Raw genomic sequence first — 21326 nt, 5'->3', positions numbered from 1 at the left:
ATGGGCTAAATCATCTGGTGATACGCCCTCCCACCAAGCGGACTGCTCAGCAAGGTTAGCCTTCTGCTCCTAGAAACCTTTAGTCAGCAGATAGGCGGTCTCGTCATCCATTTTTTCAGTGGCATAGGCCATCACTGGAAGTGACGTGGTGGTGACGCAATCAGCAATGCCGGGGTAGGTGCCCCCCGGAATGATCTGGCGTACTGCGCCGGTAAGAGCAATTTGCTCATCCGTAAAGCTCACCAAGGTAATCGGCACTAAGGAGGCGGTTTCCATTACATTGGGCGTAGGGAAAGAGCTAGCGGTCACATAGGCGTCAATTTGACCATTGCGTAGTGCTTCAGCCCCGTTGGTGATGGAAGCATCAGCAAGCCGAACTGTGTCTTTTAAGTCAAAGAGTTCAAAGTAGCGCGCCGCTTCACCTGCGCTGAATGTGCCTCGCCCAATCAAAATGTGCTTCTCTTCCAAGGCATCAATGGTCGTTGTGCCGTCGTCTCCTGCCATAACAAAGTGCATCGTCAGCGATGGGACGGGGAAGAGACCTCGAATAGTGTGAAAGTGCCGGTGATCTCCACCGCTAAACGGTTCCTCGCCTGACAGGGCTTGAGCAACCAGCGCTGGCGGAGAAGTAAACATATAAAGGCCTTCGCGAGCGGCCACTTCCATGACATTTTGCACGGAGCCTTGGCTCTCTTCATTACTCAGCAATACGGTGCCACTACTGTCTTGGCGAATCGCTTGTGCCAACTCAGCGCCCATTTGGTGGTAAGCCGTACCCGCGAGCGCTGATTTATAAATGATGCGTGTCTGTGCCTGAGTAGACATCGCGGCAGTAGCCAGTACCAACGTGGCCAATGACAGGATAACAATGCGACACAAGGAATGAGGGTGAACGCGCATGAAAATACCTTCGGGGATCAAGGGCCACATACGTTAGCATAGCCGCACCCCACCTGTGCGTTGATCCCCCCTACCGGCCTTCGTCTTGATTTCTCACATGTGCTGAGACGGCTGGAAGTGGCTTTCATTGTGCCGATAAGCCGTGTCTAGCACATTGACTGGTAATGGTAGGGTTACTTATAGCCGACTATCGTCTAACTAATTATTCAGCCTAAATTCATTACATTATCTGGCGAAATTTACTATTAGCGAAACGGATAATTTCCAAAAAAAAGACGCGATAACTTATTTATCACAGGATTTCATTCGGTTTTATTCCGTATTGCAGCGCAATATCGCTTGCTAAACTAGCGTCGCTTATTCCCCCTTCTTTTAACCATTATAAGGATAAACACACTATGATGACGTTACATCATGACCCAGGCCAGCTTCGAGTGACTCGTTGCTGGCCTTTTTTGTTAGCGGCCTTATTATTTTTTATTAGCCCAGCCGCTTTCGCGGTCACAGGTGAGATTGATTTAACCACCTCTGCGGTAGGGTTCTTCGCGGTGGCAATCTTTGTCCTGGCCTATGCCTTGGTCATGGCCGAAGAGAAAATCCACATGCGCAAATCCAAGCCTGTGCTGGTGGCCGCCGGTATTATTTGGGGACTCATTGGCTGGGTATATGTCCAGAACGGCATGTCGGATACGTCCGAGTACGCGTTTCGCGTGACGCTTCTGGAGTTTACCGAGCTAATGTTGTTCCTGCTGGTCGCCATGACGTATATCAACGCCATGGAGGAGCGCCGAGTATTTGATGCGCTGCGCTCTTGGATGCTGCGCAAAGGCTTTAACTATCGTACGCTTTTTTGGCTAACGGGCGGCCTTGCCTTTATTCTTTCTCCGATTGCCGACAACTTAACCACTGCGCTGCTAATGTGTGCCGTCATCACTAAAGTAGCCGAAGGCGACAAACGCTTTATTAACCTTGCTTGTATCAATATTGTGGTCGCAGCAAACGCAGGCGGTGCTTTTAGTCCGTTTGGTGATATTACAACGCTGATGGTATGGCAGGCCGGTCTGATTGAATTCCAGGAGTTCTTTATCCTGTTTATTCCGTCGCTGGTTAACTTCCTGATCCCAGCGATGGTAATGAGCCTGTTTATTAAAGATCAAAAGCCCAGCAGCGTATATGAGGATGTACAGCTCAAGCGCGGAGCGCGACGCATTATTGCGCTCTTCTTGCTGACCATTGGCACAGCGGTGCTGTGTCATACACTGCTTCACCTTCCGCCCGTGCTGGGCATGATGACCGGCCTAGGCTACCTACAGTTTTTTGGTTACTACCTACGCCAGAGCCTGCCCCGTTCACTGGAACGCAAGCGGGAACGCTATAGCCGCCTGGGTGACAACAAAAAGCTGGAGCAGCTAGGGGGCGTCGTGCCGTTTGATGTCTTCAACCGCGTTGCTCGGGCAGAGTGGGACACACTGCTGTTTTTCTACGGGGTAGTGATGTGCGTCGGTGGCCTTGGCTTTATGGGTTACCTGGGGCTGCTTTCAGAAGCACTCTACACCGGCTGGAACGCTACGTGGGCGAATATTGCGCTAGGGGTAGTGTCTGCAGTGGTTGATAACATCCCGGTCATGTTCGCCGTACTTACCATGGAACCTGAAATGTCTCATGGGCACTGGCTGCTAATCACGTTGACGGCGGGCGTAGGTGGTAGCCTGCTGTCGATTGGCTCAGCCGCTGGTGTGGCCGTGATGGGTCAAGCGCGCGGTTCTTATACCTTTATGGGGCACTTGCGCTGGTCGCCCGTGATTTTGCTGGGGTATATCGCCAGTATCCTGGTTCATATGTGGCTCAATGCCGAAAGCTTCGCGCTGTTTGGCTAGCCTTAGCAGGTAAACACGCTAGCCCGCCCAGCGCTCGTGCACTGGGCGGGCTTTTTAATACGCTTTAATACGCTTCGAAAAGATATTCAATGGGCGTGGGCCGCCCAAATAGATAGCCCTGATAGCGGTAGCAGCCGTGGCCTTTCAACCAGTCGAGCTGCTCTTTTTTCTCAACGCCTTCCGCCACCACGTTCAACCCCAAGCTGACCGCAAGTAGAATCGTAGTATCAACAATCGCTGCGTCGGTTTTATCAGTAAGCAGTTCGCGGATAAAGGATTGGTCTATTTTCAGCTCATCCAGCGGCAGGCGTTTTAAGTAGCTAAGCGATGAGTAGCCAGTGCCAAAATCATCGAGCGCAAAGCGGACCCCCTGAGCGCGCAGCTTCAGCATGGTATTACGCACCCGGGTTGGTTCACGCATAAGCAGGCTTTCGGTTACTTCCAATACCAAGCGGCCGGGAGGCGCTTGCGTTTGGGCCAATAGCCCTTCCACGTCGCGGACAAATTCCGGCTGCTGAAACTGCACCGAACTAACGTTCACGGAGATCGTCAGCGCCGCATATGAAGGTTGGTTGGCCCATTTAGCCAGCTGCTCGCAGGCACACTGCAACACCCAGTGGCCGATAGGTACAATCAGCCCGTTCTCTTCGGCCAGGGGGATAAACGTTGCCGGAGAAACCCAGCCCCGCTGAGGGTGATACCAGCGCAGCAACGCCTCTACACCAGTAGTAACGCCCTGATGGTCGACCTGAACCTGATAGTGCAACGCAAGCTCATTACGAGCCAGTGCCTGGTGCAAATCGCCCTCTAGGCTAGCTCTTTCTAACACGCTGGTTTGCATGTCCACATTAAAAAAGCACAGCGTATTGCCACCAGCCGCTTTTGCTTGCTGTAGCGCCATATCTGCCTGCTGCAGCACGCTGTTCACGCCATGGTCTGCACTGTTAAATAGCGTGATACCGATACTGGCGCTAATGGGCAGCGCGCGATCATTGCGCAGCTGGGCAACCGCTTCCAGCAGTTGCCGCGCTAGCTTCTCAGTATTGGCTGCTGCTTCACTCTGCTGCTCACCCAGGCCATTCAGCAGTACCACAAACTCATCGCTACTAAAACGCGCCAGCGTAGCATCGTCGGTAAGCCGTTGCTGCAGCTTCTGCGCTACGTTAATCAGCAGTTGATCACCACTTTCATGGCCCTGAATATCATTCACCAAGCGGAAGTTATCCAGGTCCGCAATCAAAATTGCGCTATATCCGCATGGCCCTCCGGCGGGATCAGTCACCTCGGCAAGCGACTCCAGTAATAGGCGGCGATTGGGCAGCCCTGTCAGCGCATCGTAGAACACCAGATGGTGAGTCCGCGACTGCATCTCCAGGTATTCCGTTAGCTCGGTGGAAATTCCGCAGAGGCAAGGCGCCTCCCCTGGAGCCATTTCTAGTGGCATTTTAATCGATAGAAACGTGCGAACTCGCTCATTTCCCTGCAACACGTTGTGCTCTTCGACGGTGATTTTTTTACCTGAGGCCAGCACTTGACGATCAACTTCGGCCATTTCTGCCGCACTAGCAGTGTCAAAGAACTCATAATCACCCTTGCCGATAATTTGCTCAGCTGGGTAATTAAATAGGTTACTGATTTGGCGATTGACGTAGCGGTATTTTAGCGAGGGTGTTTTGATATAAATATAGGCGTCAACACTGTCCAAAATAGTAGTTTGCAGCGTTTCATTCGTGGTTAATCTCGCTCGACTGATGGTCATCCGCCGCTTAAGCAACACATTACCGCCTAGTGCAGAAGCCAGCACCAGTAACAACAGCGCTATGCCCCACCATAGCCATGCCGGGGCCAGTGAATCGGACGAAATATTTGAGCGCCATGCACGGAGCGTCTCGTAATAGACCGAATTCATATCGTCCTTCCACCCAAGCAGAACCACATCAATACGCTCAAGTACATCAGCAGAAAGCGTCGGGGAGGCCGCATAAAACAGCCGAGTGGGTTGGAATATAATGGGCGTTTCATTCAGGCCGTAATCATGCGCCCGCCAATCGCCAAAGAGGTGATTTGATGCCACTAAATCCGCATCGCCACTCGCTACAGCCCGGAAGCCAGCCGCAAAGCTGTCGACCTTCAGCCATGTCACATCAATAGCAAAACGCTCAATAACCGCTGCTAAATAGCTTTGCTGAATAGAACCATCGACGATCGCAACACGACGCTGCTCAAGGTCAAGAATAGCCTCTACCCGGCTATCGCTAGACTGATAAAGCTGTGACCAGCTATGCATGACCGGTTCACTATGGAAAGCAAAGCGCTGGGCCCGCTCTTCGCTCCAAGCCACGTCGGGTAACAGGTCAATGTCGCCCTGCTCTAATAATGTTAAACACTGCTGAAAGTCACAGGCACGGCTTTCAAGCTGCCACTGTTCTTGATGGGCTATCGCTGCTAAAAGCTCTCCCAACACCCCCCTTAACTGCCCTTGCTCATCAGCAAATAGTTTAGGAGGATTATGATAGACCCCAACCCGCAGCGTCTCGTTAGCCAGCGCTGCACTACTCCAACTACCTAGCGTAAACAACGCAATTAACACTCCGTAGCGTTTTACACACCCGATAGGGAGATTACCTAGCGCCCGGTTTGGCGCAAACATTCCCTTGAGCACCATAGCAGCGTTTACTCACCTGGCATGGTTAGCGGGCCAGCACGCTCCACAACGCGCTGCCAAGCAGGATCACTTTCTATACGTTCAATAAAGGCAGCAATAGCAGGGTAAGCCGCTAACGACCGAGTGGCCGCCACCGCCTGCAAGGGAAAGCTCATTTGGATATCCGCACCGCTAGGCCAATCACCGGCAAAGTTACCGTGTTCAGATAGATGCGTTTCAATGAGGCTAAGATGCTGTTTCAGTTGAGGCTGAATAAAACGTTGCTGTACCGTTGAACTAATGCCTTTGGCAATTGGCTTAATTAGCCACGGTGACTGCTTAGGAATTTGGCTAAAGACGAGTCCCATCACTAACAGTGGCATTAATGAGCCTTCCGCATAATGCAGCCAGTAACGGTAGTTCACCCACTCTTTGCCCGCATCGGTAGCAGGCTGTAGCCGTCCTTCACCGTAGTGATTTACTAAATAATCAATAATTGCCCCGGACTCTGCCACCGTTAGATCACCATCTGTAATAACTGGTGACTTACCAAGCGGATGCACCTTTTTTAACGCGTCTGGCGCTTGCTGGGTTTTAGGGTCCCGCTGATAAACCTCAATTTCATAATCAACGTTCAGCGCTTCTAAAAGCCATAAAATACGATGAGAGCGAGATTTTTCTAGATGGTGGACGCGAATCATAACTACTCCATGAGGCGACTTGGTACACCAGCACTAGGCCAGTGTCAGTTATCCATTGACTGCAAGCTTTTCCAGCTTAGCACTATTGCAGCGTTGAACCTCATGGAGAAAGCGACGACCTGCTTATATTACGGCAAGCACATATCATGACATCGTCATTACTTCTCATGATATGCGCTTAAGCTTCTGTTTTAGAAAGGGATTAATAACTTATAAGGAGGCTGAACAATACAAACGCTCACGTTCTATGCTGCTGTCGAAAGCGGGCAAAAAGATCCATGGGCGACCACTTTCCTTGTAACCACGGCGCTAGTAAACGTGTTGAAAGCGGGATAAACACAAACACCATGACGGGAGTCAGCATCATGGTACTCACCAGCACCCGCGGAATGAGCGGCCACTCGGCTAACACACTGCCAAACGTCCACTGAAACAGCAGTGAAATGGGGAAAAACGCCAGCCAGACGGCTACGGCTTGCTTCCAGCGTGGTGGGGTAGCTCCAGGGCTTACCTTAAACCACGCATCCAAGCCTGTTGCCCGGTGCTCATGGGGCGCATCGTAAAGGCCTTTACCCCGCTCAAGCCAAGCATGGCGAGAGGCCGAATGCTCCCAAGCAGAAAGGGTTTCCTGGCTGTCAAAGCGAAAAATGATCTGATACTCATCATCTTCTTTAGGGGGCGCCAATACACCGGACCCCAAGTAGCCAGGAAAGTCAGCCGCGAGTTCACGACCTTCATTTAGCCAACGGTTAAAATCTTGGTAGCGACTATTCGCGACGCGACGAGCCACCATCAATGTGACAGGTGAGGCAGACATGGGTAATCTCCTAATGTGTAAGCAGCTGCTGCCGGGTAGGCGAGCTGCAAGCATTCAGGCGGGTAGTCCTGAAGCACGTGCCACATTATACAGGCAATATTAATGCCATGTATGTATCACCGGCGCGGGATTGGATGACGCTGCTCGCCACGCTGAAACGCTCGAACATGCTGATAAATATCAATGGCACTTTGAATGGCATCGGCCTCTAACACATCTGGCTCAATCACCGGGCCATCCACACCGCCATTTTTTCGCATTATTTCATCAACATCGGCGCGATAGCGATCCAGCAAATGCTTAATATTCATGCGGATTCGGTGTAGTTCTAAATTAAATGCTTGGCGCTGTTCTGTGCGCTTAAAGACATCAAGAGGGTTTTCTGCAGACTCAATCAAGCTATCTAAGGTGTTGCACACTAAACGCTCGGCGGTGTTTAAATTAGGAATGACGGAGTAAACGAGCTCATTCAGCGTCATTTTTGCATTATATTGGGGCATAAGCAGGCTCAGCGGCGATTAAGTGGAACAATATCGTGAAAACGGCCTTGCTCGGTAAACGTTAACCGAAAAATACCATGAACCCCCTCCTCCCCCACCACGCGTCTAAGCGCTTGAGCAGGGAAAACAACCCAGCGACCATCTACACTTCGTGTACGCACATTGTCGTACTGCCCTTCATAGTGGGCAAGGCATTCGTTGACACTTAGATGAATAATGACGTCTATTGAGAGCATAACGTTGCGCAATTCGGCTGGCTCGCAGATACTCTATGCTAACTGAAATGGCCTAAACATCGGTAATCGCTTATGGATATTTCTGCTTTAAATGCGTTTTCCGGCTCCACTGCGACTTGGTCGGCTTCCAACCTGCCTACTCCGCGGGTAGAGCGGAACGAGGCTGGCAGTCAACGCTCTAAGGCCGACGGCCCGCTTTCCAACGCTGAGCCAAGCAAAGAGACAGACGAGCGTACAGAGAGTAGCGAAAAGACGGCGGGCCCTACTCGCCCTGATGGCACTCCGTTAGCCCCGGAAGAGATTCAGCAACTTGAGCAGTTAAAGCAGACAGATCGAGAAGTGCGCCAGCATGAAATGGCTCATCAAACAGCAGGCGGGCCCTACACAGGCGGTGCTTCTTACGATTATGAGGTCGGCCCAGATGGCAAACGCTATGCAGTAGCCGGTGAGGTGCCGATTGATTACGGTCCGGTTCCTGGCGATCCACAAGCTACAGTCGAAAAGATGCAGACAGTGATTGCAGCCGCCATGGCACCAGCTGATCCATCGCCAAAGGATCTGCAAGTTGCCGCTCAAGCACGGCAGTACTTACTCGAAGCAAAGCTAGAGGCCGCACAAAAACAGAGCGAGATGAACCAAGCGCGTGGCGAGCATGATAGTGAGCCTGCCAATGACGAGCCGCCCGAGCAGGCGGCTTAAACGCTAAATCATTTGAGCGACTATAGCGTGGCTAACGCTCGCCACTCATGACGCTGGGTCCAATGTGTTAGCCACTCTGATACGGCTTCTGGTGGCATTGGCCGAGCAATACCATACCCTTGGGCTAACTCACATCCCAGTGCCATTAGCGCCTTGGCATGCTCAAGCGTCTCTACGCCTTCGGCCAGCATTGGACGTTTAAATCGATTCGCCATATAAATAACGCTTTCGACAATTGCCATGTCATCCTGGTCGCTCAGCATATCGCGCACAAAGCTTTGATCAATTTTAATTAGATCGACAGGCAGTTGGCGTAAATGAGTTAACGACGAAAACCCAGTACCAAAATCATCAATGGCAAAACTGACCCCTAGCGCTTGGCAACTAGCCATATTTTTTAGCGCAGCTTTCACATCATGCATTGCCGCACTTTCCAATACTTCCAGCTTTAACAGAGAAGGCGACACCGTGGGGTAGCGGGCAAGCAGCTCTGCTAAGCGTTGGCTAAAGTTGCTCACCAAAAGGTGCGTAGGGCTGATATTGACGTTAATCGGTATTTCAATACCGTCATTTTGCCACTGAGTCAGCTGTTGTAGCGCATGCTCTAACACCCACTCGCCTAGATCCACTTCCAGCGGGGTGGCATCTATAGTTGACAAAAACTGCCCAGGAGATAACAGCCCACGTTCGGGATGTTGCCAGCGAATTAATGCCTCAACACCCACAACCTGGCCGCTGCGCATATCTACCTGCGGCTGATAGAAAAGTCGTAGTTCGCCATGCTTTAGTGCATCCATAAAGCGCTGACGCTGCTCATGGCGTACCTGAAGCAGAAGGTCATGAGTAGGATCAAAAAGGTGGTAGGTATCCCGGCCGCGCTGCTTGGCGCGATACATAGCTTGGTTGGCATGGCGCAAAAGCACATCGCCTTGAGCATGATCGCTTGGGTAGGAAGTAACGCCTAAACTGGCAGTCAGGTAAATTGCCTGGCCTTCAACGATTAGCGGTTGGCGAATGGAGGCCAACAGCTTTTCAAAAAACGATTCCTTAACACCATGGTGAAGCAACAGCACAAACTCATCACCGCCGATACGAGCAAGTACATCATCACCAAACAGTAGATGGCTGATGCGTTGTGCAAATGCCGATAACAAAGCATCACCTACCTGAGGGCCAAGACGGGCATTAATGGCGTGAAAGTGATCAATATCCAGAGAACAAATCGCCAGCGGCAGTTGTCGACTTTCTGCGTGCTGGATGGACTCTTGAATGAGCTGGGTCAGCAGCTGCAGGTTTGGCAACCCTGTTAATGCATCAAAATAGACTTCACGATTCAAGTGGCGGGCGTGGGAAGGAATGGCAGAAAGATCTGCCAGCACAATCACATGATGATCAATTCGGCCCTGCTCATTACGAACCCGGTTTATCGACATCATACCGGGGTAAAACTGTCCGTCGTGGCTACGATAACTAATCTGGCTTTTACTGCGGTCACGCAGTTGAAGCTCCTCGCGCATCAAACGCGTGGTGCGGCTATCGTCGAATGGCAAAATGCTGAATGCTTCCGGCGACCGGCCTCGAACTTCACTTAGCGACAACCCCGTTAATTCGCAGAAGGCTGGATTAGCATCCACCACAAGATTATCAGCATCGGTAATGATGATGGCCTCATTAGCGTAACGAAATGCCGATTCAGCAGGCGCTAAAAGCGTACTAGAATCGGTCACTGACATTGTGGCGGCGCTAAACGGCAAAGATGCTGCTTGGGCAGCGGGGTGAGGCAAAGACTGCTCCTTCGAGTCGTTCAAGGGCGGGCGCATACGTCTCTGCTCTCCTCGTATAAACTGGTTAAATTTAATGACTTTCGATTATATTAACACCGTCTTGCTACATATGTTTTAGATTAAATAGCGTTAAATCAACGTGCTACTTTAGCCTCAGCAGACATAAGCCAACGCCCCTCTCCCCCACAAAAAGGGAACACAGGGTTCCCTTTTTCGCGTTTTACTTAGCGCCATTAACTGTAGGCAAGCTGCTGACTATGGCGTGGCGATATTTCTGCAACGCGGAAACGGCTAACCAGCGTGGTCATTTCTTCAGCCTGGTCATCTAGCGAGCGGCTTGCCGTGGCGACTTGCTCAACCAAAGAAGCATTCTGCTGGGTAACATCTTCAAGCTGTGCCATCGCATGGCTAATCTGCTCAACTCCCGCTGACTGTTCATGGCTAGCTGTCGCAATCTCATCTACCAGTGCCGCCACCTGCTGCACACGCGCAGCAATTTTTTCCAGTGTGTCACTTGTCGTGGCAACTAACGCTTCACCTTCGTTAATACGCGCTACGTTATTGTTGACCAAGTGGCGGATCTGACTAGCCTCTTCGGCACTGCGGCTTGCCAACTTACGTACCTCATCAGCTACTACTGCAAACCCTCGCCCATGCTCGCCCGCACGCGCCGCTTCTACCGATGCGTTCAGTGCCAACAGGTTAGTTTGAAAGGCAATATTATCGATGGCCGTTACGATGGTTGTCACTTGCTCATTCGCCTGATGAATGTGCTGCATTGCCTGCCGGGCCTGCATCGCCACCTCAGTAGCTTCTTGTGCCTGGTTAGCAACGCCACCAGTCATACGCTGAGCTTGATGCGCGTTATCCGCATTTTGCCGCACGGTGGCGGTCATCTGCTCCATACTGGAAGCTGTCTGCACGAGTGACGCTGACTGCTCCTCAGTGCGCTGAGCAAGATCTTGGTTACCCTGAGCAATTTCATTGCTGGCAAGCGCTACCGACTGTGCATTGCGCTTCATTTCAGCAATCAACTGTTCTGTTTGCGCTGACGCATCGTTTACCGCTTGATAAAGCCTAGAAAGCTCATCACTACCGGGCACCGGCAGGCGCTGCGTCAAGTCATCGCCGCGCTCCGCAATACTTACCAACGCTCGCTGAAGCGGTCGCGTCATGGTGCGAACAATGAGTATTGCCATGCCAATGGCAATCACAGCAGCCACTACAGCAATCGCTAAGTACCACCATAGATCTCGCTGTGCTTCGCGCTTAAGCTCATCAGTAGCGCTTACGATAGTTGCAGAAACACTATCCTCAAGCGCCTTTAAGCGGCCAATTTTCACTGTTTGCCAATCGAACCACTCTTCTGGGTTTACCCCGAAGCCTGCCGTTTGCTGAATCGCTAGTGCGCGCCGCTCCAGCACGCGCTCAACCTCCGGGCCACTCAAAGCTGTCTCCAGTGCCTCACGGTTAGCAGCACCAGATAAGACACGAAAAGTTTCTAGAAATGCCCGTTCCTCACCTATTAATGACAAGAGACGCTGCAGGGTCGCTTCAGGCATCGCATCGGCAGCAAATACATTTGAAAGAAGCGCACGCTCAATACCTGCCAAATCTTTTGCCTCTAACAAATTATAATAGGCTGCCAGTTGACGGGTAATCGCGCCCTCTCCCGTTAGGTGGGCAAGCTCGCCAACGAGTACCATCAGCAAGCTATTAAGCCCTGTATAGTGGCCTAGCGCTTCCGGTGTTGCCACACTAAGCAGGTCTACCTGGTCACGCAGCGACTGGTTTTGCTGCCATTGTTGCTCAACCGCAGCCAACTGCGAGCTGATCGTGGAGGTCAGCAGCGTTGCATCAAGTTGATCACGCTGTTGGAAAAAAGCTTCCGCAGCAGCATCCATATCTGAACGCTGCTGGCGCAACCGATCTCCGAACACCTTCCCCTGGCTGCCTAAAAAGCCAGCCGTCATGCCGCGCTCCCGCTGCACTTGATGTACCCAGCCCCCTGCCTGTTGAGCCAGTGCAGTTAGTGCTTGCATACGTGACAGCTCGTTAACCACTGCCTGCCGGGCAATGGCACCACTGGCAGCAAACCATCCCAGCGCTATCAAAGGCAGCACCAATACTAGGGCAAACTTAAACCGCATCGGTAAGCGGTGGAGAATCTCTTTCATCGCGTTGCTTAGCCTCAATTTACATCGTTCAGGGAGGTAAGCGGCGTACTCGTTTTTTTATTGGCCTATATAGACTCTTTATTTACCAAGTTTGCCGCATTTTGCCGGGCAATTAAATGCGATTAGCTGACAAAACAGTCCGAGTGTATAGCGATAAGAAAAATATACCTTGACCTGTATCACCCTGGCAGCTCACTTAAGGGGCTGGACCTGCCGCCCCTAAAAAGCGCTGCTGCCAGTAGTCGATGTCCAGCGGTACGCTGACCACCGCTCGGCCGCTGCCGGGGGCGTGAATCATCTGGCGGTTGCCGCCGTAGATGCCAACGTGCGTGGCTTTGTTGCCGTCGCCAAAAAACAGCAAATCTCCAGGGCGCGGAGCGTCTACTTGAGGAAGCGCACGGAACTGACCATCGGCGGTGCGTGGGACGCGGATACCTGCCGCTCGGTAGGTCATTTCGACTAAGCCTGAGCAGTCCAGGCCGTCCGGAGAGTTGCCGCCAAAGCGGTAAGGAGTACCAATCGCCTGCTGCGCATGGGAGAGAATCAACGCGCGCTCCATCGAGATGCCCGATGGCAGGCTGGGCGCGGGGGTCATAGCCACGTCTTTACTGGCACACCCGGCCAAGAGCAGTAAGGTGAACAGCGCAAAAAGAGGGGAGAATCGGGTAAACGGCATGGCAACGCTCCAAGTCAGCCTGGTGCTCTTATCATGGCCTAAGCGCCGTTCACCCGCTACTCCATCACTCGTCGTTAACGGCCTATCCACTCGATAAACGTGCTCTCGCCTAGCGCATGGCGCTCGTGGCGCAGGCGGCTCATCGCCGCGTAGGGCAAATCCATGACCAAGCCATTACTGAGCGGTTGCTCCAGCACCTGGCGCAGCAGCGCGTTGCACACGAACAGATGAGCCACCACCAGCACATGGCGACCAGGAGGATTGACCAACAGCCGCCGCCACACTTCGCTGACGCGGGCATCCAGCTCGGCGAGGGTTTCACCACGGGGCGGTGCGGCGCGGGCGGGGTCGTACCAGAAGGCGCTCATCTGCTCGGTGCCTTCCTGCTCATATACCTGCGCATAGGTTTTCCCCTCCCACTCGCCCAGGTGCAGCTCGGCTAGGTCGTCGTCTACCTGCACCGGCAGGTCGAACTCCTCCCCTAACCAAAGCGCGAACTCGCGGCAGCGGGCCAGCGGCGAGCTAACGATGGCATCATAGGGTGGCCGTCCATCCACCGTATGGCGCATCACTGCGTCGGTCACCTGCTGCCAGCCCGAATCGCTAAGCGGATGGTCGGTACTGCCCCGTAGCATTCGCCCACCCTGCGGTTCACCGTGGCGCATCAGGTCAATCGTTGTGATCTCGGCGTTGGCAAAGCGCATAGCGGTTATCCCCTTCACGGACAGGTTAAATAATGGCGTGACGAACGCGGGCAGACACCCACTCCGACACCAGTACCGTGGCGAAAATCAACGCGAAGATAACGCTGACCTGATTCCACGCTAGGCTGTTGATGGAGGCGTTCAGTTGCAGGCCTATGCCGCCTGCGCCCACCAGCCCCAGCACCGTCGATTCGCGAATATTGATATCCCAGCGGTACACGCTGATCCCCGCAAAGGCAGGCATGATTTGCGGCAGCACGCCGTAGTTCATCACCTGCAGGCGGCTGGCGCCCGTGGCACTGATGGCTTCCACCGGTGTGGGATGGATCTCCTCAATGGCTTCATAGAGCAGCTTGCCCACAAAGCCTATCGAGCGCAGCGCGATGGCGATGATGCCCGCCAGCACGCCAGGGCCAAGAATGGTCACCAGCAGCATGGCCCAAATCAGCGAGTTGATCGAGCGCGACGAGACGATGATGGTCAGCGCCAAGCTGCGCACGAGCGGGTGCGGCGTGGTGTTACGCGCGGCTAAAAACGCCACCGGAAACGCCATCATAATGCCCAGTGCGGTGCCCAAGGTGGCGATATTGAGCGTGTCCCACATGGGTTTCCAAAGCTCGCTGGCGTACTCCCAGCGGGGCGGCATCATACGGCTAATCAGGTCGCTACCCTGGCGGCCAGCGTCTTCCACAAACACCCACATGGTGTTGTCAGAGATCACTTTCCAGCAGAGTAAGAACAGGCTAACGCCCGCCAGCCAAGCGAGGTACTGCAACCACTGGGCGCGGGTGGTGCGCCGCTGCCACTGTGGCACACCGTTTGAGGAAGTTGACACCGGCATGGAGAATTCCTTTTACCTTCAGGCTTTACGTAAAGGGTTGGCAACAAGTGTGCGACGGCGCGCTACTGCGTCCAGCGACGCACATGGCTGGAGGCGTACTCACTCATCAGCACGATGGCGATGATGATCAGCAGAATGGCGGCCGAGGTGCCGTACTCGTAGCGGCTGAGCGAGGTGTTGAGCGTCGCGCCAATCCCCCCCGCACCGACAATGCCGATCACCGATGACTCGCGGAAATTGATATCCAACCGGTACATAGAAAGCCCGATCAAACGCGGCATCACCTGCGGCTGCACGGCGTGGTTCATGGTTTGCCACCAGCTCGCCCCGGTGGCACGCACGGCTTCTACCTGTTTCCAGTCGAGGTCTTCAATATCTTCTGCCAGCAGCTTGGCCATAAAGCCGATGGTGGCAAAGGCCAGCGTGAGCATGCCCGCAAAGGGGCCAAAGCCGAACATCACCACAAACAGAATGGCAATGATCACCTCTTGAAAAGTGCGCGAGACGGCAATGATGGCCCGGCACACCGCGTAGATCGGTAAAGGCGCGATATTGCGCGCAGCCCCTAGCCCCACCGGGATGGCCAGCAGAACGCCGATCACCGTCGAGGTCAGCGTCATGGTCAGGCTTTCCATCAAGCCCGCCAGAATATCGCTTTGGCGGCTGACGAAATCCGGCTGCAAAAACGCGCCGAGAAAGTTCAGCGCACGCCCGGCACCTTCCGCCACCCGCGCCCAGTTCACTTCCACCGATGCCAGCGCCAGCATCAGGTACACCACGCAACCCAGCGCCAGCGCCCAACGCAGGCGGCGGCTCTCAATCAGCGGCAGCCGCCGCCACTGGCCTTGGCGGGCGGCCTGCTGGCGGGCTTGAGCGTCCGTCATGCTCATTGCGCGCCTCCACTCGCTAAGCGGTTCTGGCGCGGCGCATGTGGTGCTGTGGCTGCCTGCGGCGACGTAACGTGAGACGTAGCGCCACTGCTCTCCTCATCGTCGTCATCGGCAGGCTCGGGCGTCGTGTCCCAATCCTCTTCGCCGTAAATGGTGGTCAGCATCTCGCTAGTCAGATCGCTGGGCTTACCGTCAAAGACAATCTCCCCGGCACGCAGCCCAACGATGCGGTCGGCAAACTGCTGAGCCAGCGCCACATCGTGAATGTTAATGATGGCGGCCAGCTCGCGCTCGGCGCACAGCTCGCGAATCAAGCGCATGATTTGGCGAGAGGTTTTAGGGTCCAGACTCGCGGTGGGTTCATCCACCAGCAGCAGTTTGGGGCTTTGCAGCAGCGCTCGAGCAATGCCCACCCGCTGGCGCTGGCCACCGGAGAGCGCATCGGCGCGCTTATCAATCGCGTGGGGCAGGCCTACACGCTCAAGCAAGCGAAACGCTTCTGCCACGGCTTCCTGCGGGTAGCGGCGTAAAAAGCTGCGCCAGAACCCTACATAGCCCAGCTGACCAGAGAGCACATTCTCCATCACGCTCAGGCGGTCCACCAGGGCGTACTCTTGGAAGATCATCCCCATGGAGCGGCGGGCATGACGCAGGCGGCTGCCTGAGAGTTTTGTCAGCTCCACGTCTTCCAGGCGAATGCTGCCTTGGGTGGGTTCTACCAAGCGGTTCACGCAGCGGATCAACGTGCTCTTTCCCGCACCAGACGGGCCAATGAGGGCCATAACCTGCCCTTTCGGCAGCGAGAGCTGGATATCGGTCAGCGCGCGGTCGCCGGTAGGGTAACGTTTGCCAACGCCGGTGAGTGTCAACATGGAGGGTGCCTCAGTGTCTTATGCGTCCGTGCTTGCGTTCACAAGCACTTCTCTAATGGCTACATAGCGGCTCGGCCAGGAGGTCGCCCTCCTGGCCGAGAAAATCATGGACCAACCGATGGATTAGTCGCAGTCGTACGTCACACCGTTAGCATCGGCGATAGTACGGATCACTGACCAGTTCTCTTGGTAGGTGATCGGAATGAACTGAGCTTCACCAGAGTTGGCAAACTCGGCTTCCAGCGCGCTGCCTTCCCAGTCGTAGCTGAAGAACGCGTCCTGAATCTGCTGGGCAAGCTCAGGATTCAGGTTGTTCGCCAGGCCATAGGCCGTGGTGGGGAAGGTTTCCGAGGTGTAGATGACGTTGTAATCGCCTTCGCTCACCACATCGCGTGACAGCATGCGCTTGGCGACAGAGTTGGCAATGGCGGCCGCGTCGTAATCTTTGTTCACCACGCCCAGGATGGAGTTGTCGTGAGAGCCAGAGAAGGCTGTCTCGAAATCTTCGCCCGCTTCCAGGCCGTACTCAGAGCGCAGCAGCGCGGAAGGCGCGCGGAAACCGGAGTTGGACGTTTCGGAGGTGAAGGCCAGCTGACGACCGGCTAGGTCTTCCACCGACTCAATGCCGCTATCGGGGTAGGTGATGATTTCCATCTCGTAGCCAAAGCTACCGTCTTCAGCAGCCATCATGGCGAAGGGGCGGAAGCCACCGCAGTTGACCGCCACCGGCACACCGCCCGTGTTGAAGCCCGCCACGTGAAGACGACCGGCGCGCAGCGCTTCCTGTTGGGCAGCGTTAGACTGCACCGGGAAGAACTGGACGTTTTTACCGGTAGCCTCGCTCAGATGATCCAGGAAACTCGCCCAAACGTCGGCATAAACGGCTGGGTCTTCTACCGGCGTGTAAGCAAACACCAGCGTATCCGGATCAACCCACTGCGACTCATCGCTGGGCACATCGGCGATCATATCGCCGTCGTTGTCCACGTAGCGCGAAGAGAGATCAGCAGAGGCAGTGACCGCTGCCAGTGCAAACGTGCCTGCGACGGCGGCGCTCAACAGCGTACGAGAGAAAGAGAGAGTATGCATGCATCACCTAAGCGAGTTATGAAGTGTTAACGCCATAGTGATGTTTTGATATGACAGCGGCAGGACACTCTCGTTACGCCTTGATTACGGCTGCGTGACAACCTAGCGACAGCCACCTACACAGCAGCCGCGCCGCTCCACAAACAGGCTGTTACCCGCGATTTTCTTGGCCTGGTGCTTGAGTTCCGAGAGCTGCGCGGCGATCTCCAGCGCCTTGCAGGGGGCGGGGTCGGTAATCGGTTTAACCGCAATGGAGACACTGACAAAGGGGAAGAACGTCACGCCTCCCTGACGGCTCTCTATCGAAATGCCCCCTTGCTGGCGGTCTTTTTCTTCGTAAAATCCAGGCGCCATCACTTCAAAAGAGTGAAGGATTTGTTGGCAAACGGTTTCCCAATGGCCCAGCGGTAGCAGCATCATAAAGTCATCGCCGCCGATATGGCCGATAAAGCCACCCGCACTCTCTACCTGGGCCTGTAGCAGCCTTGAGAGCGAAATAATCACGTGGTCGCCGCGGGCGTAGCCGTAGGCATCGTTAAACGCTTTGAAGTTATCTAAATCCACATAGGCAGCCGCAAATCCGCTGCCTTGGGCTAAATAGGAGGCTAGGGTTTCGTTAATCAGAATATTACCGGGCAGCCCGGTGAGCGGGTTCGCGTGGCGCGCTTGGCGCACTTGAATCGCGGTAATTTCCCGCAGCAGGTCGACGATATTGCCCATGCCGAGGTAATGACCGTCGCTATCGACGATCACGAAATCTTCCTGCTCGATATCGCGGCTGTCGGTGAGCTGCTGACTCAGCGCCTCCAGGGAGAGATCCGCCTCCGCCACGATCATTTTAGGATCGGCGATCTCCAGTACGCAGCGTTTGGCGTACAGCGCGTGGCTGTACTGATTGGTGAACAGGGTCAGAAATGTATTGCGGCGCACCACCGCCACGGGGACGCCCCCTTCGATCACCGCCACGCAGCGCAGACGCGGGTCTTCGCGAAAGCGTTCGGCAAGCATTGGCACCGAGTAAGTCGCGGATACACTCTCAATGGAGCGCAAAATAGAGTGCGCAGTGCGCCCTGCCGGGCTTTTTAGCTGGGTCGTCGCGGGTAATAGCGTATTGAGCTGCATGGGCGGCTGAAGGCTTGGCCGGGCAAAGTAAAACCCCTGCAGCAGTGCCAACCCGCGGTCTAGCTCCCATAGGCAGAGATGCTCGGCAGCCGTCTCGACCCCTTCCGCAATGAGCTGGCAATCCAGACTACGCGCCACATCCAAAATGGAGCGCAGAAACTCGCGCTTGGCAGGCTCTTGATCAATACCAGAGATAAAGTGGCGATCTAACTTGACGAAGTCGGGCCGCAGCTCTGACCAGTGGCGCAGGCTGGAGTGCCCGGCACCTAAATCATCCAGCGCCACCTGAAAGCCCATATCGCGGTAGTGGTCCACCGCTTGACGCATCAGTTCGTAGTCGTGAATCGGCACGTGCTCGGTCAACTCAATGACCACGCGCTCAGGGGGCAGGCCGCTCTCTTGAATAAAGCTCAGCGTCAGCCCCTCGCGGAAGTCACGCTCCACGATGGTTAACGGCATCACGTTGAGAAACAACAGCCCCGGCAGCTCAAGCTCGGCAAAGCGGCGAATGGCGAGCCGCCGACACAGCAAGTCCAGTTCAACCAGCAGGCCAGCCTGGGTCGCCACATCAAATAGCCGCAGAGGGGAGTGAAGCGGGGACGTTTTTGGCCCGCGGATCAGCGCTTCATAGCCATAAATGGCCTGCTGATTGGCGTCCACAATCGGTTGGAAAAGCACATGCAGCTCTTCTGCCGCAATAATTTGATTTAGCCACTGCGCTTCTTGTGCGGTCATATGCCTGCTGCCCTATCAAACGTCCACTATCCCTATGTTTCGTAACGCTCCATGAGGAAGGTTCTAGGGCAGCAAGCGTGCGTCATTTCCATGACATTTGCATGACAAACACAATCACTTTACGGGTCGATTGGCACCTCGGGCGGTGGAAAGACCACATCGCCACCGCTGGCATCGAGCTGGCGAATATCCGTCGGGTTGCCCTGCTCATCCAGGCTTACCAGCCCAATGCCGCTGGCGTTCCATAGCCGCTCTCCGGCGCTGGCTTGGTCTGGGTCGCGGGGGTAGATGCTAAGCTTGCGCCGCTTGGTGAACCAGTTCAGCGGCGATAACGGCGCGTAGAGCCAACGGTTCAAACGGTCGAAGGTATTCAGCAACTGCTTGGGAAAAGTATTTTTCACCCCACTCGAAGTGATTTGCCATAGCTTTGGAGCCCGCTTCTGGCGGCGTACGACGATATCGTAGGCAAAGGAGTAGTGAACATCACCGGAGAGGATCACGTAGTTACCGGGGGTTTTGGAGTGCCGCCAGATATGCAGCAGCACGTTGGCCGCACCGCGGTGCGCCATCCAGTTCTCGGCATCCACCACCAGCGGTTTGCCCGCCAGGGTGAAGAGTTTTTGGATACTTTCGATCAGCTTGACGCCAAACATGGGCGCAGGCGAGACGATCACCGCGCTTTTAGTGCCCAGCAGCGCCTGCTGCATCTCCATCAGCGCCTCCCAATCCATCAAGCCTGACGGGCGGTTGGGGCTGCGCTCGCTGCGCCAGCGGCGCGTACGGGTGTCCAGCACGATGAGTGCGGGCGTGCCTGGTACCTGGAACTCCCAGCCCTGAAAGCGCAGCAGCCGCTCAATCAAGGCATCCTGGGCGCCAAGGTTCAGCGGGCCAACATCGTCAAACAGGGTGATCGCCTGGTGTAGCAACGGATTAAGTTTATCGGGCGCGTTCCCCCACCCTTGGCAGAGCAGGTACGCCACCAGCGCGTTGCCGATAATACGCTTTGAGAACGGGTGGCCGTAGGCACAGCGCTCCCAGTCGGCGGTCAAGTTCCAGTCGTCGGTCACGTCGTGGTCATCAAAAATCATCAGGCTGGGCACGTGGGCCATCAGCCGCGCGCACTGAGGCAGACCCTCTACGAACGCTTCGATGATCGCCTGCTCTTCCCGGTAAGCCTCGGCCTCTTTTTCGCCTAACGCCGGGGCGTCATAGGCAATCACCTGCCACGGCGCGGGCGACCACACCAGGCAGTACATGGCGAGCATCTCGGCCAGCGTCATCAGGTGGTTCTGGGCGTTCGCCGAGGTGAATACCGGCTTTTTTACGCCGCCAAAAAAGCGCTCACGCAGCGCCGCGTTGCTGGTGACATCCGGCAGCAGCGCTTCCCGGTGGTAGTAGCTTTCCGGGGCGTTATACAGCGCTTGGCTGTCATCGACGGTAGCGCCCTCAAGCAGTTCATCCACTAGCCCCAGGCGGGCAATCAGCGCATGAACCGCCCGCAGCATGGGGCCTGCCACGTCATCCACATACACTTGGTCGCCGGTCATCAGCAGCCACGCGGGCCACTCGGCGGGTGACTCTTGGCGCTCGGCTATCCAGTTATCGGCCCGCACTAAGCCATCGGCGCTATCGTGATGGGGTTTACGACAGGAGCCGTGCATCAGACGGTGGTGGCGAGAGGCCAACACAAACCCTGGGTAGTCATAGTCATCGTGGCATAGCCACGGCGCCCACTCCGGCAGGGGCTGCCACGCGCCGTCAGTGCTTTGTACCTGCAGGTCGTAGGCAATGCGGGTGTCGGTGGGCAGCGCGGTGGGCAGCGAAAGGTCGATACAGTGAATATAAGCATGCCGACCAATCGCCACGCACTGGTGGGCGTTATCTAACGCGTGGGTTTGCTGCTCCTCTTGCTCGGGGTTCAGCACCAGCTGCATGGTCAGCGGACGGGTCGCTACCAGCCATAAAATCAGCCGCGACGGCGATAGCCGACGCAGCAAAGGCCCAACCAGTACGTCGGGTAACGTCGTGGCGATTTGTGTCATTTCACACCCTCTGTGCTGTG

At 55.1% G+C, this 21326-nt stretch carries 18 protein-coding genes; 2 read left to right on the top strand and 16 right to left on the bottom strand.

Annotation, left to right across the window (positions count from 1 at the left end):
• Positions 1–69: 69 nt before the first annotated feature.
• A complete protein-coding gene (locus ACIGG6_RS08705; RefSeq protein WP_399843946.1) occupies positions 70–900 on the bottom strand; it encodes a TAXI family TRAP transporter solute-binding subunit in 831 nt (276 codons plus the stop codon).
• Positions 901–1298: 398 nt separating this feature from the next.
• On the opposite strand from ACIGG6_RS08705, the gene nhaD reads away from it, so the two are divergent.
• Positions 1299–2777, top strand: a complete 1479-nt coding sequence (gene nhaD, locus ACIGG6_RS08700) for a sodium:proton antiporter NhaD (RefSeq protein ID WP_253505597.1) — start codon at positions 1299–1301, stop codon at positions 2775–2777.
• Between the two features lie 64 nt (positions 2778–2841).
• Here the strand turns inward: nhaD and ACIGG6_RS08695 are convergent, their stop codons facing one another.
• The 5 genes from ACIGG6_RS08695 to ACIGG6_RS08675 all read right to left on the bottom strand — a co-directional run bounded on the left by ACIGG6_RS08695 (position 2842) and on the right by ACIGG6_RS08675 (position 7675).
• On the bottom strand, positions 2842–5427 hold the full coding sequence (locus ACIGG6_RS08695) for an EAL domain-containing protein (RefSeq protein ID WP_399843944.1): 2586 nt from the start codon (positions 5425–5427) through the stop codon (positions 2842–2844).
• A 23-nt stretch (positions 5428–5450) separates the two neighbouring features.
• A complete protein-coding gene (locus tag ACIGG6_RS08690; protein ID WP_399843942.1) occupies positions 5451–6122 on the bottom strand; it encodes a glutathione S-transferase in 672 nt (223 codons plus the stop codon).
• A gap of 238 nt (positions 6123–6360) precedes the next feature.
• Complete coding sequence (locus ACIGG6_RS08685) at positions 6361–6939, bottom strand: antibiotic biosynthesis monooxygenase (RefSeq protein WP_044629455.1); 579 nt, start codon at positions 6937–6939, stop codon at positions 6361–6363.
• A 116-nt stretch (positions 6940–7055) separates the two neighbouring features.
• Positions 7056–7439: a hypothetical protein gene (locus ACIGG6_RS08680; RefSeq protein ID WP_399843940.1), complete on the bottom strand. Its 384-nt coding sequence runs from the start codon at positions 7437–7439 to the stop codon at positions 7056–7058.
• Positions 7440–7447: 8 nt separating this feature from the next.
• The gene (locus tag ACIGG6_RS08675; protein ID WP_253505593.1) at positions 7448–7675 is read right to left on the bottom strand and encodes a DUF2835 family protein; all 228 of its coding nucleotides are present in this window, start codon (positions 7673–7675) and stop codon (positions 7448–7450) included.
• A 72-nt stretch (positions 7676–7747) separates the two neighbouring features.
• Between ACIGG6_RS08675 and ACIGG6_RS08670 the strand changes: the two genes are divergently transcribed.
• A complete protein-coding gene (locus tag ACIGG6_RS08670; protein ID WP_253505591.1) occupies positions 7748–8374 on the top strand; it encodes a putative metalloprotease CJM1_0395 family protein in 627 nt (208 codons plus the stop codon).
• A 20-nt stretch (positions 8375–8394) separates the two neighbouring features.
• Here ACIGG6_RS08670 and ACIGG6_RS08665 read toward each other — a convergent pair whose 3' ends face one another.
• From ACIGG6_RS08665 to ACIGG6_RS08620, 10 genes are all read right to left on the bottom strand, one after another.
• On the bottom strand, positions 8395–10107 hold the full coding sequence (locus ACIGG6_RS08665; protein WP_399844017.1) for a putative bifunctional diguanylate cyclase/phosphodiesterase: 1713 nt from the start codon (positions 10105–10107) through the stop codon (positions 8395–8397).
• Between the two features lie 284 nt (positions 10108–10391).
• Positions 10392–12335: a methyl-accepting chemotaxis protein gene (locus ACIGG6_RS08660; RefSeq protein ID WP_399843937.1), complete on the bottom strand. Its 1944-nt coding sequence runs from the start codon at positions 12333–12335 to the stop codon at positions 10392–10394.
• A gap of 196 nt (positions 12336–12531) precedes the next feature.
• Positions 12532–13011, bottom strand: a complete 480-nt coding sequence (locus tag ACIGG6_RS08655) for a C40 family peptidase (protein WP_399843935.1) — start codon at positions 13009–13011, stop codon at positions 12532–12534.
• A 74-nt stretch (positions 13012–13085) separates the two neighbouring features.
• A complete protein-coding gene (locus tag ACIGG6_RS08650) occupies positions 13086–13715 on the bottom strand; it encodes a histidine phosphatase family protein (protein WP_399843933.1) in 630 nt (209 codons plus the stop codon).
• 25 nt (positions 13716–13740) lie between these two features.
• The gene (phnE, locus tag ACIGG6_RS08645; protein ID WP_399843931.1) at positions 13741–14556 is read right to left on the bottom strand and encodes a phosphonate ABC transporter, permease protein PhnE; all 816 of its coding nucleotides are present in this window, start codon (positions 14554–14556) and stop codon (positions 13741–13743) included.
• Between the two features lie 62 nt (positions 14557–14618).
• Complete coding sequence (gene phnE / locus ACIGG6_RS08640) at positions 14619–15446, bottom strand: phosphonate ABC transporter, permease protein PhnE (protein ID WP_399843930.1); 828 nt, start codon at positions 15444–15446, stop codon at positions 14619–14621.
• On the bottom strand, positions 15443–16318 hold the full coding sequence (gene phnC / locus ACIGG6_RS08635) for a phosphonate ABC transporter ATP-binding protein (RefSeq protein ID WP_399843929.1): 876 nt from the start codon (positions 16316–16318) through the stop codon (positions 15443–15445). Before phnC ends, phnE (ACIGG6_RS08640) begins: the two co-directional genes overlap by 4 nt.
• A gap of 123 nt (positions 16319–16441) precedes the next feature.
• The gene (gene phnD / locus ACIGG6_RS08630; RefSeq protein WP_399843927.1) at positions 16442–17407 is read right to left on the bottom strand and encodes a phosphate/phosphite/phosphonate ABC transporter substrate-binding protein; all 966 of its coding nucleotides are present in this window, start codon (positions 17405–17407) and stop codon (positions 16442–16444) included.
• A gap of 102 nt (positions 17408–17509) precedes the next feature.
• Entirely contained in the window at positions 17510–19264 is a 1755-nt protein-coding gene (locus ACIGG6_RS08625) for a bifunctional diguanylate cyclase/phosphodiesterase (protein ID WP_399843925.1), read from the bottom strand.
• 119 nt (positions 19265–19383) lie between these two features.
• Positions 19384–21306: an alkaline phosphatase D family protein gene (locus ACIGG6_RS08620; RefSeq protein ID WP_399843923.1), complete on the bottom strand. Its 1923-nt coding sequence runs from the start codon at positions 21304–21306 to the stop codon at positions 19384–19386.
• Between the last annotated feature and the right edge of the window lie 20 nt (positions 21307–21326).

It is taken from the genome of Vreelandella lionensis, from assembly GCF_044543515.1.
Taxonomy (GTDB): domain Bacteria; phylum Pseudomonadota; class Gammaproteobacteria; order Pseudomonadales; family Halomonadaceae; genus Vreelandella; species Vreelandella lionensis.
This window is presented reverse-complemented; position numbering and strand designations above follow the sequence as displayed.

What these genes read in the sequence shown, in the direction of transcription:
- ACIGG6_RS08690 (WP_399843942.1), bottom strand. Translation starts at nt 6,122, where the DNA reads ATGATTCGCGTCCACCATCTAGAAAAATCTCGCTCTCATCGTATTTTA.
- ACIGG6_RS08680 (WP_399843940.1), bottom strand. Translation starts at nt 7,439, where the DNA reads ATGCCCCAATATAATGCAAAAATGACGCTGAATGAGCTCGTTTACTCC.
- nhaD (WP_253505597.1), top strand. Translation starts at nt 1,299, where the DNA reads ATGATGACGTTACATCATGACCCAGGCCAGCTTCGAGTGACTCGTTGC.
- phnD (WP_399843927.1), bottom strand. Translation starts at nt 17,407, where the DNA reads ATGCATACTCTCTCTTTCTCTCGTACGCTGTTGAGCGCCGCCGTCGCA.
- ACIGG6_RS08620 (WP_399843923.1), bottom strand. Translation starts at nt 21,306, where the DNA reads ATGACACAAATCGCCACGACGTTACCCGACGTACTGGTTGGGCCTTTG.
- phnE (WP_399843931.1), bottom strand. Translation starts at nt 14,556, where the DNA reads ATGCCGGTGTCAACTTCCTCAAACGGTGTGCCACAGTGGCAGCGGCGC.
- ACIGG6_RS08660 (WP_399843937.1), bottom strand. Translation starts at nt 12,335, where the DNA reads ATGAAAGAGATTCTCCACCGCTTACCGATGCGGTTTAAGTTTGCCCTA.
- ACIGG6_RS08675 (WP_253505593.1), bottom strand. Translation starts at nt 7,675, where the DNA reads ATGCTCTCAATAGACGTCATTATTCATCTAAGTGTCAACGAATGCCTT.
- ACIGG6_RS08665 (WP_399844017.1), bottom strand. Translation starts at nt 10,107, where the DNA reads ATGTCAGTGACCGATTCTAGTACGCTTTTAGCGCCTGCTGAATCGGCA.
- ACIGG6_RS08695 (WP_399843944.1), bottom strand. Translation starts at nt 5,427, where the DNA reads ATGTTTGCGCCAAACCGGGCGCTAGGTAATCTCCCTATCGGGTGTGTA.
- ACIGG6_RS08670 (WP_253505591.1), top strand. Translation starts at nt 7,748, where the DNA reads ATGGATATTTCTGCTTTAAATGCGTTTTCCGGCTCCACTGCGACTTGG.
- ACIGG6_RS08625 (WP_399843925.1), bottom strand. Translation starts at nt 19,264, where the DNA reads ATGACCGCACAAGAAGCGCAGTGGCTAAATCAAATTATTGCGGCAGAA.
- phnC (WP_399843929.1), bottom strand. Translation starts at nt 16,318, where the DNA reads ATGTTGACACTCACCGGCGTTGGCAAACGTTACCCTACCGGCGACCGC.
- ACIGG6_RS08685 (WP_044629455.1), bottom strand. Translation starts at nt 6,939, where the DNA reads ATGTCTGCCTCACCTGTCACATTGATGGTGGCTCGTCGCGTCGCGAAT.
- ACIGG6_RS08705 (WP_399843946.1), bottom strand. Translation starts at nt 900, where the DNA reads ATGCGCGTTCACCCTCATTCCTTGTGTCGCATTGTTATCCTGTCATTG.
- ACIGG6_RS08655 (WP_399843935.1), bottom strand. Translation starts at nt 13,011, where the DNA reads ATGCCGTTTACCCGATTCTCCCCTCTTTTTGCGCTGTTCACCTTACTG.
- ACIGG6_RS08650 (WP_399843933.1), bottom strand. Translation starts at nt 13,715, where the DNA reads ATGCGCTTTGCCAACGCCGAGATCACAACGATTGACCTGATGCGCCAC.
- phnE (WP_399843930.1), bottom strand. Translation starts at nt 15,446, where the DNA reads ATGAGCATGACGGACGCTCAAGCCCGCCAGCAGGCCGCCCGCCAAGGC.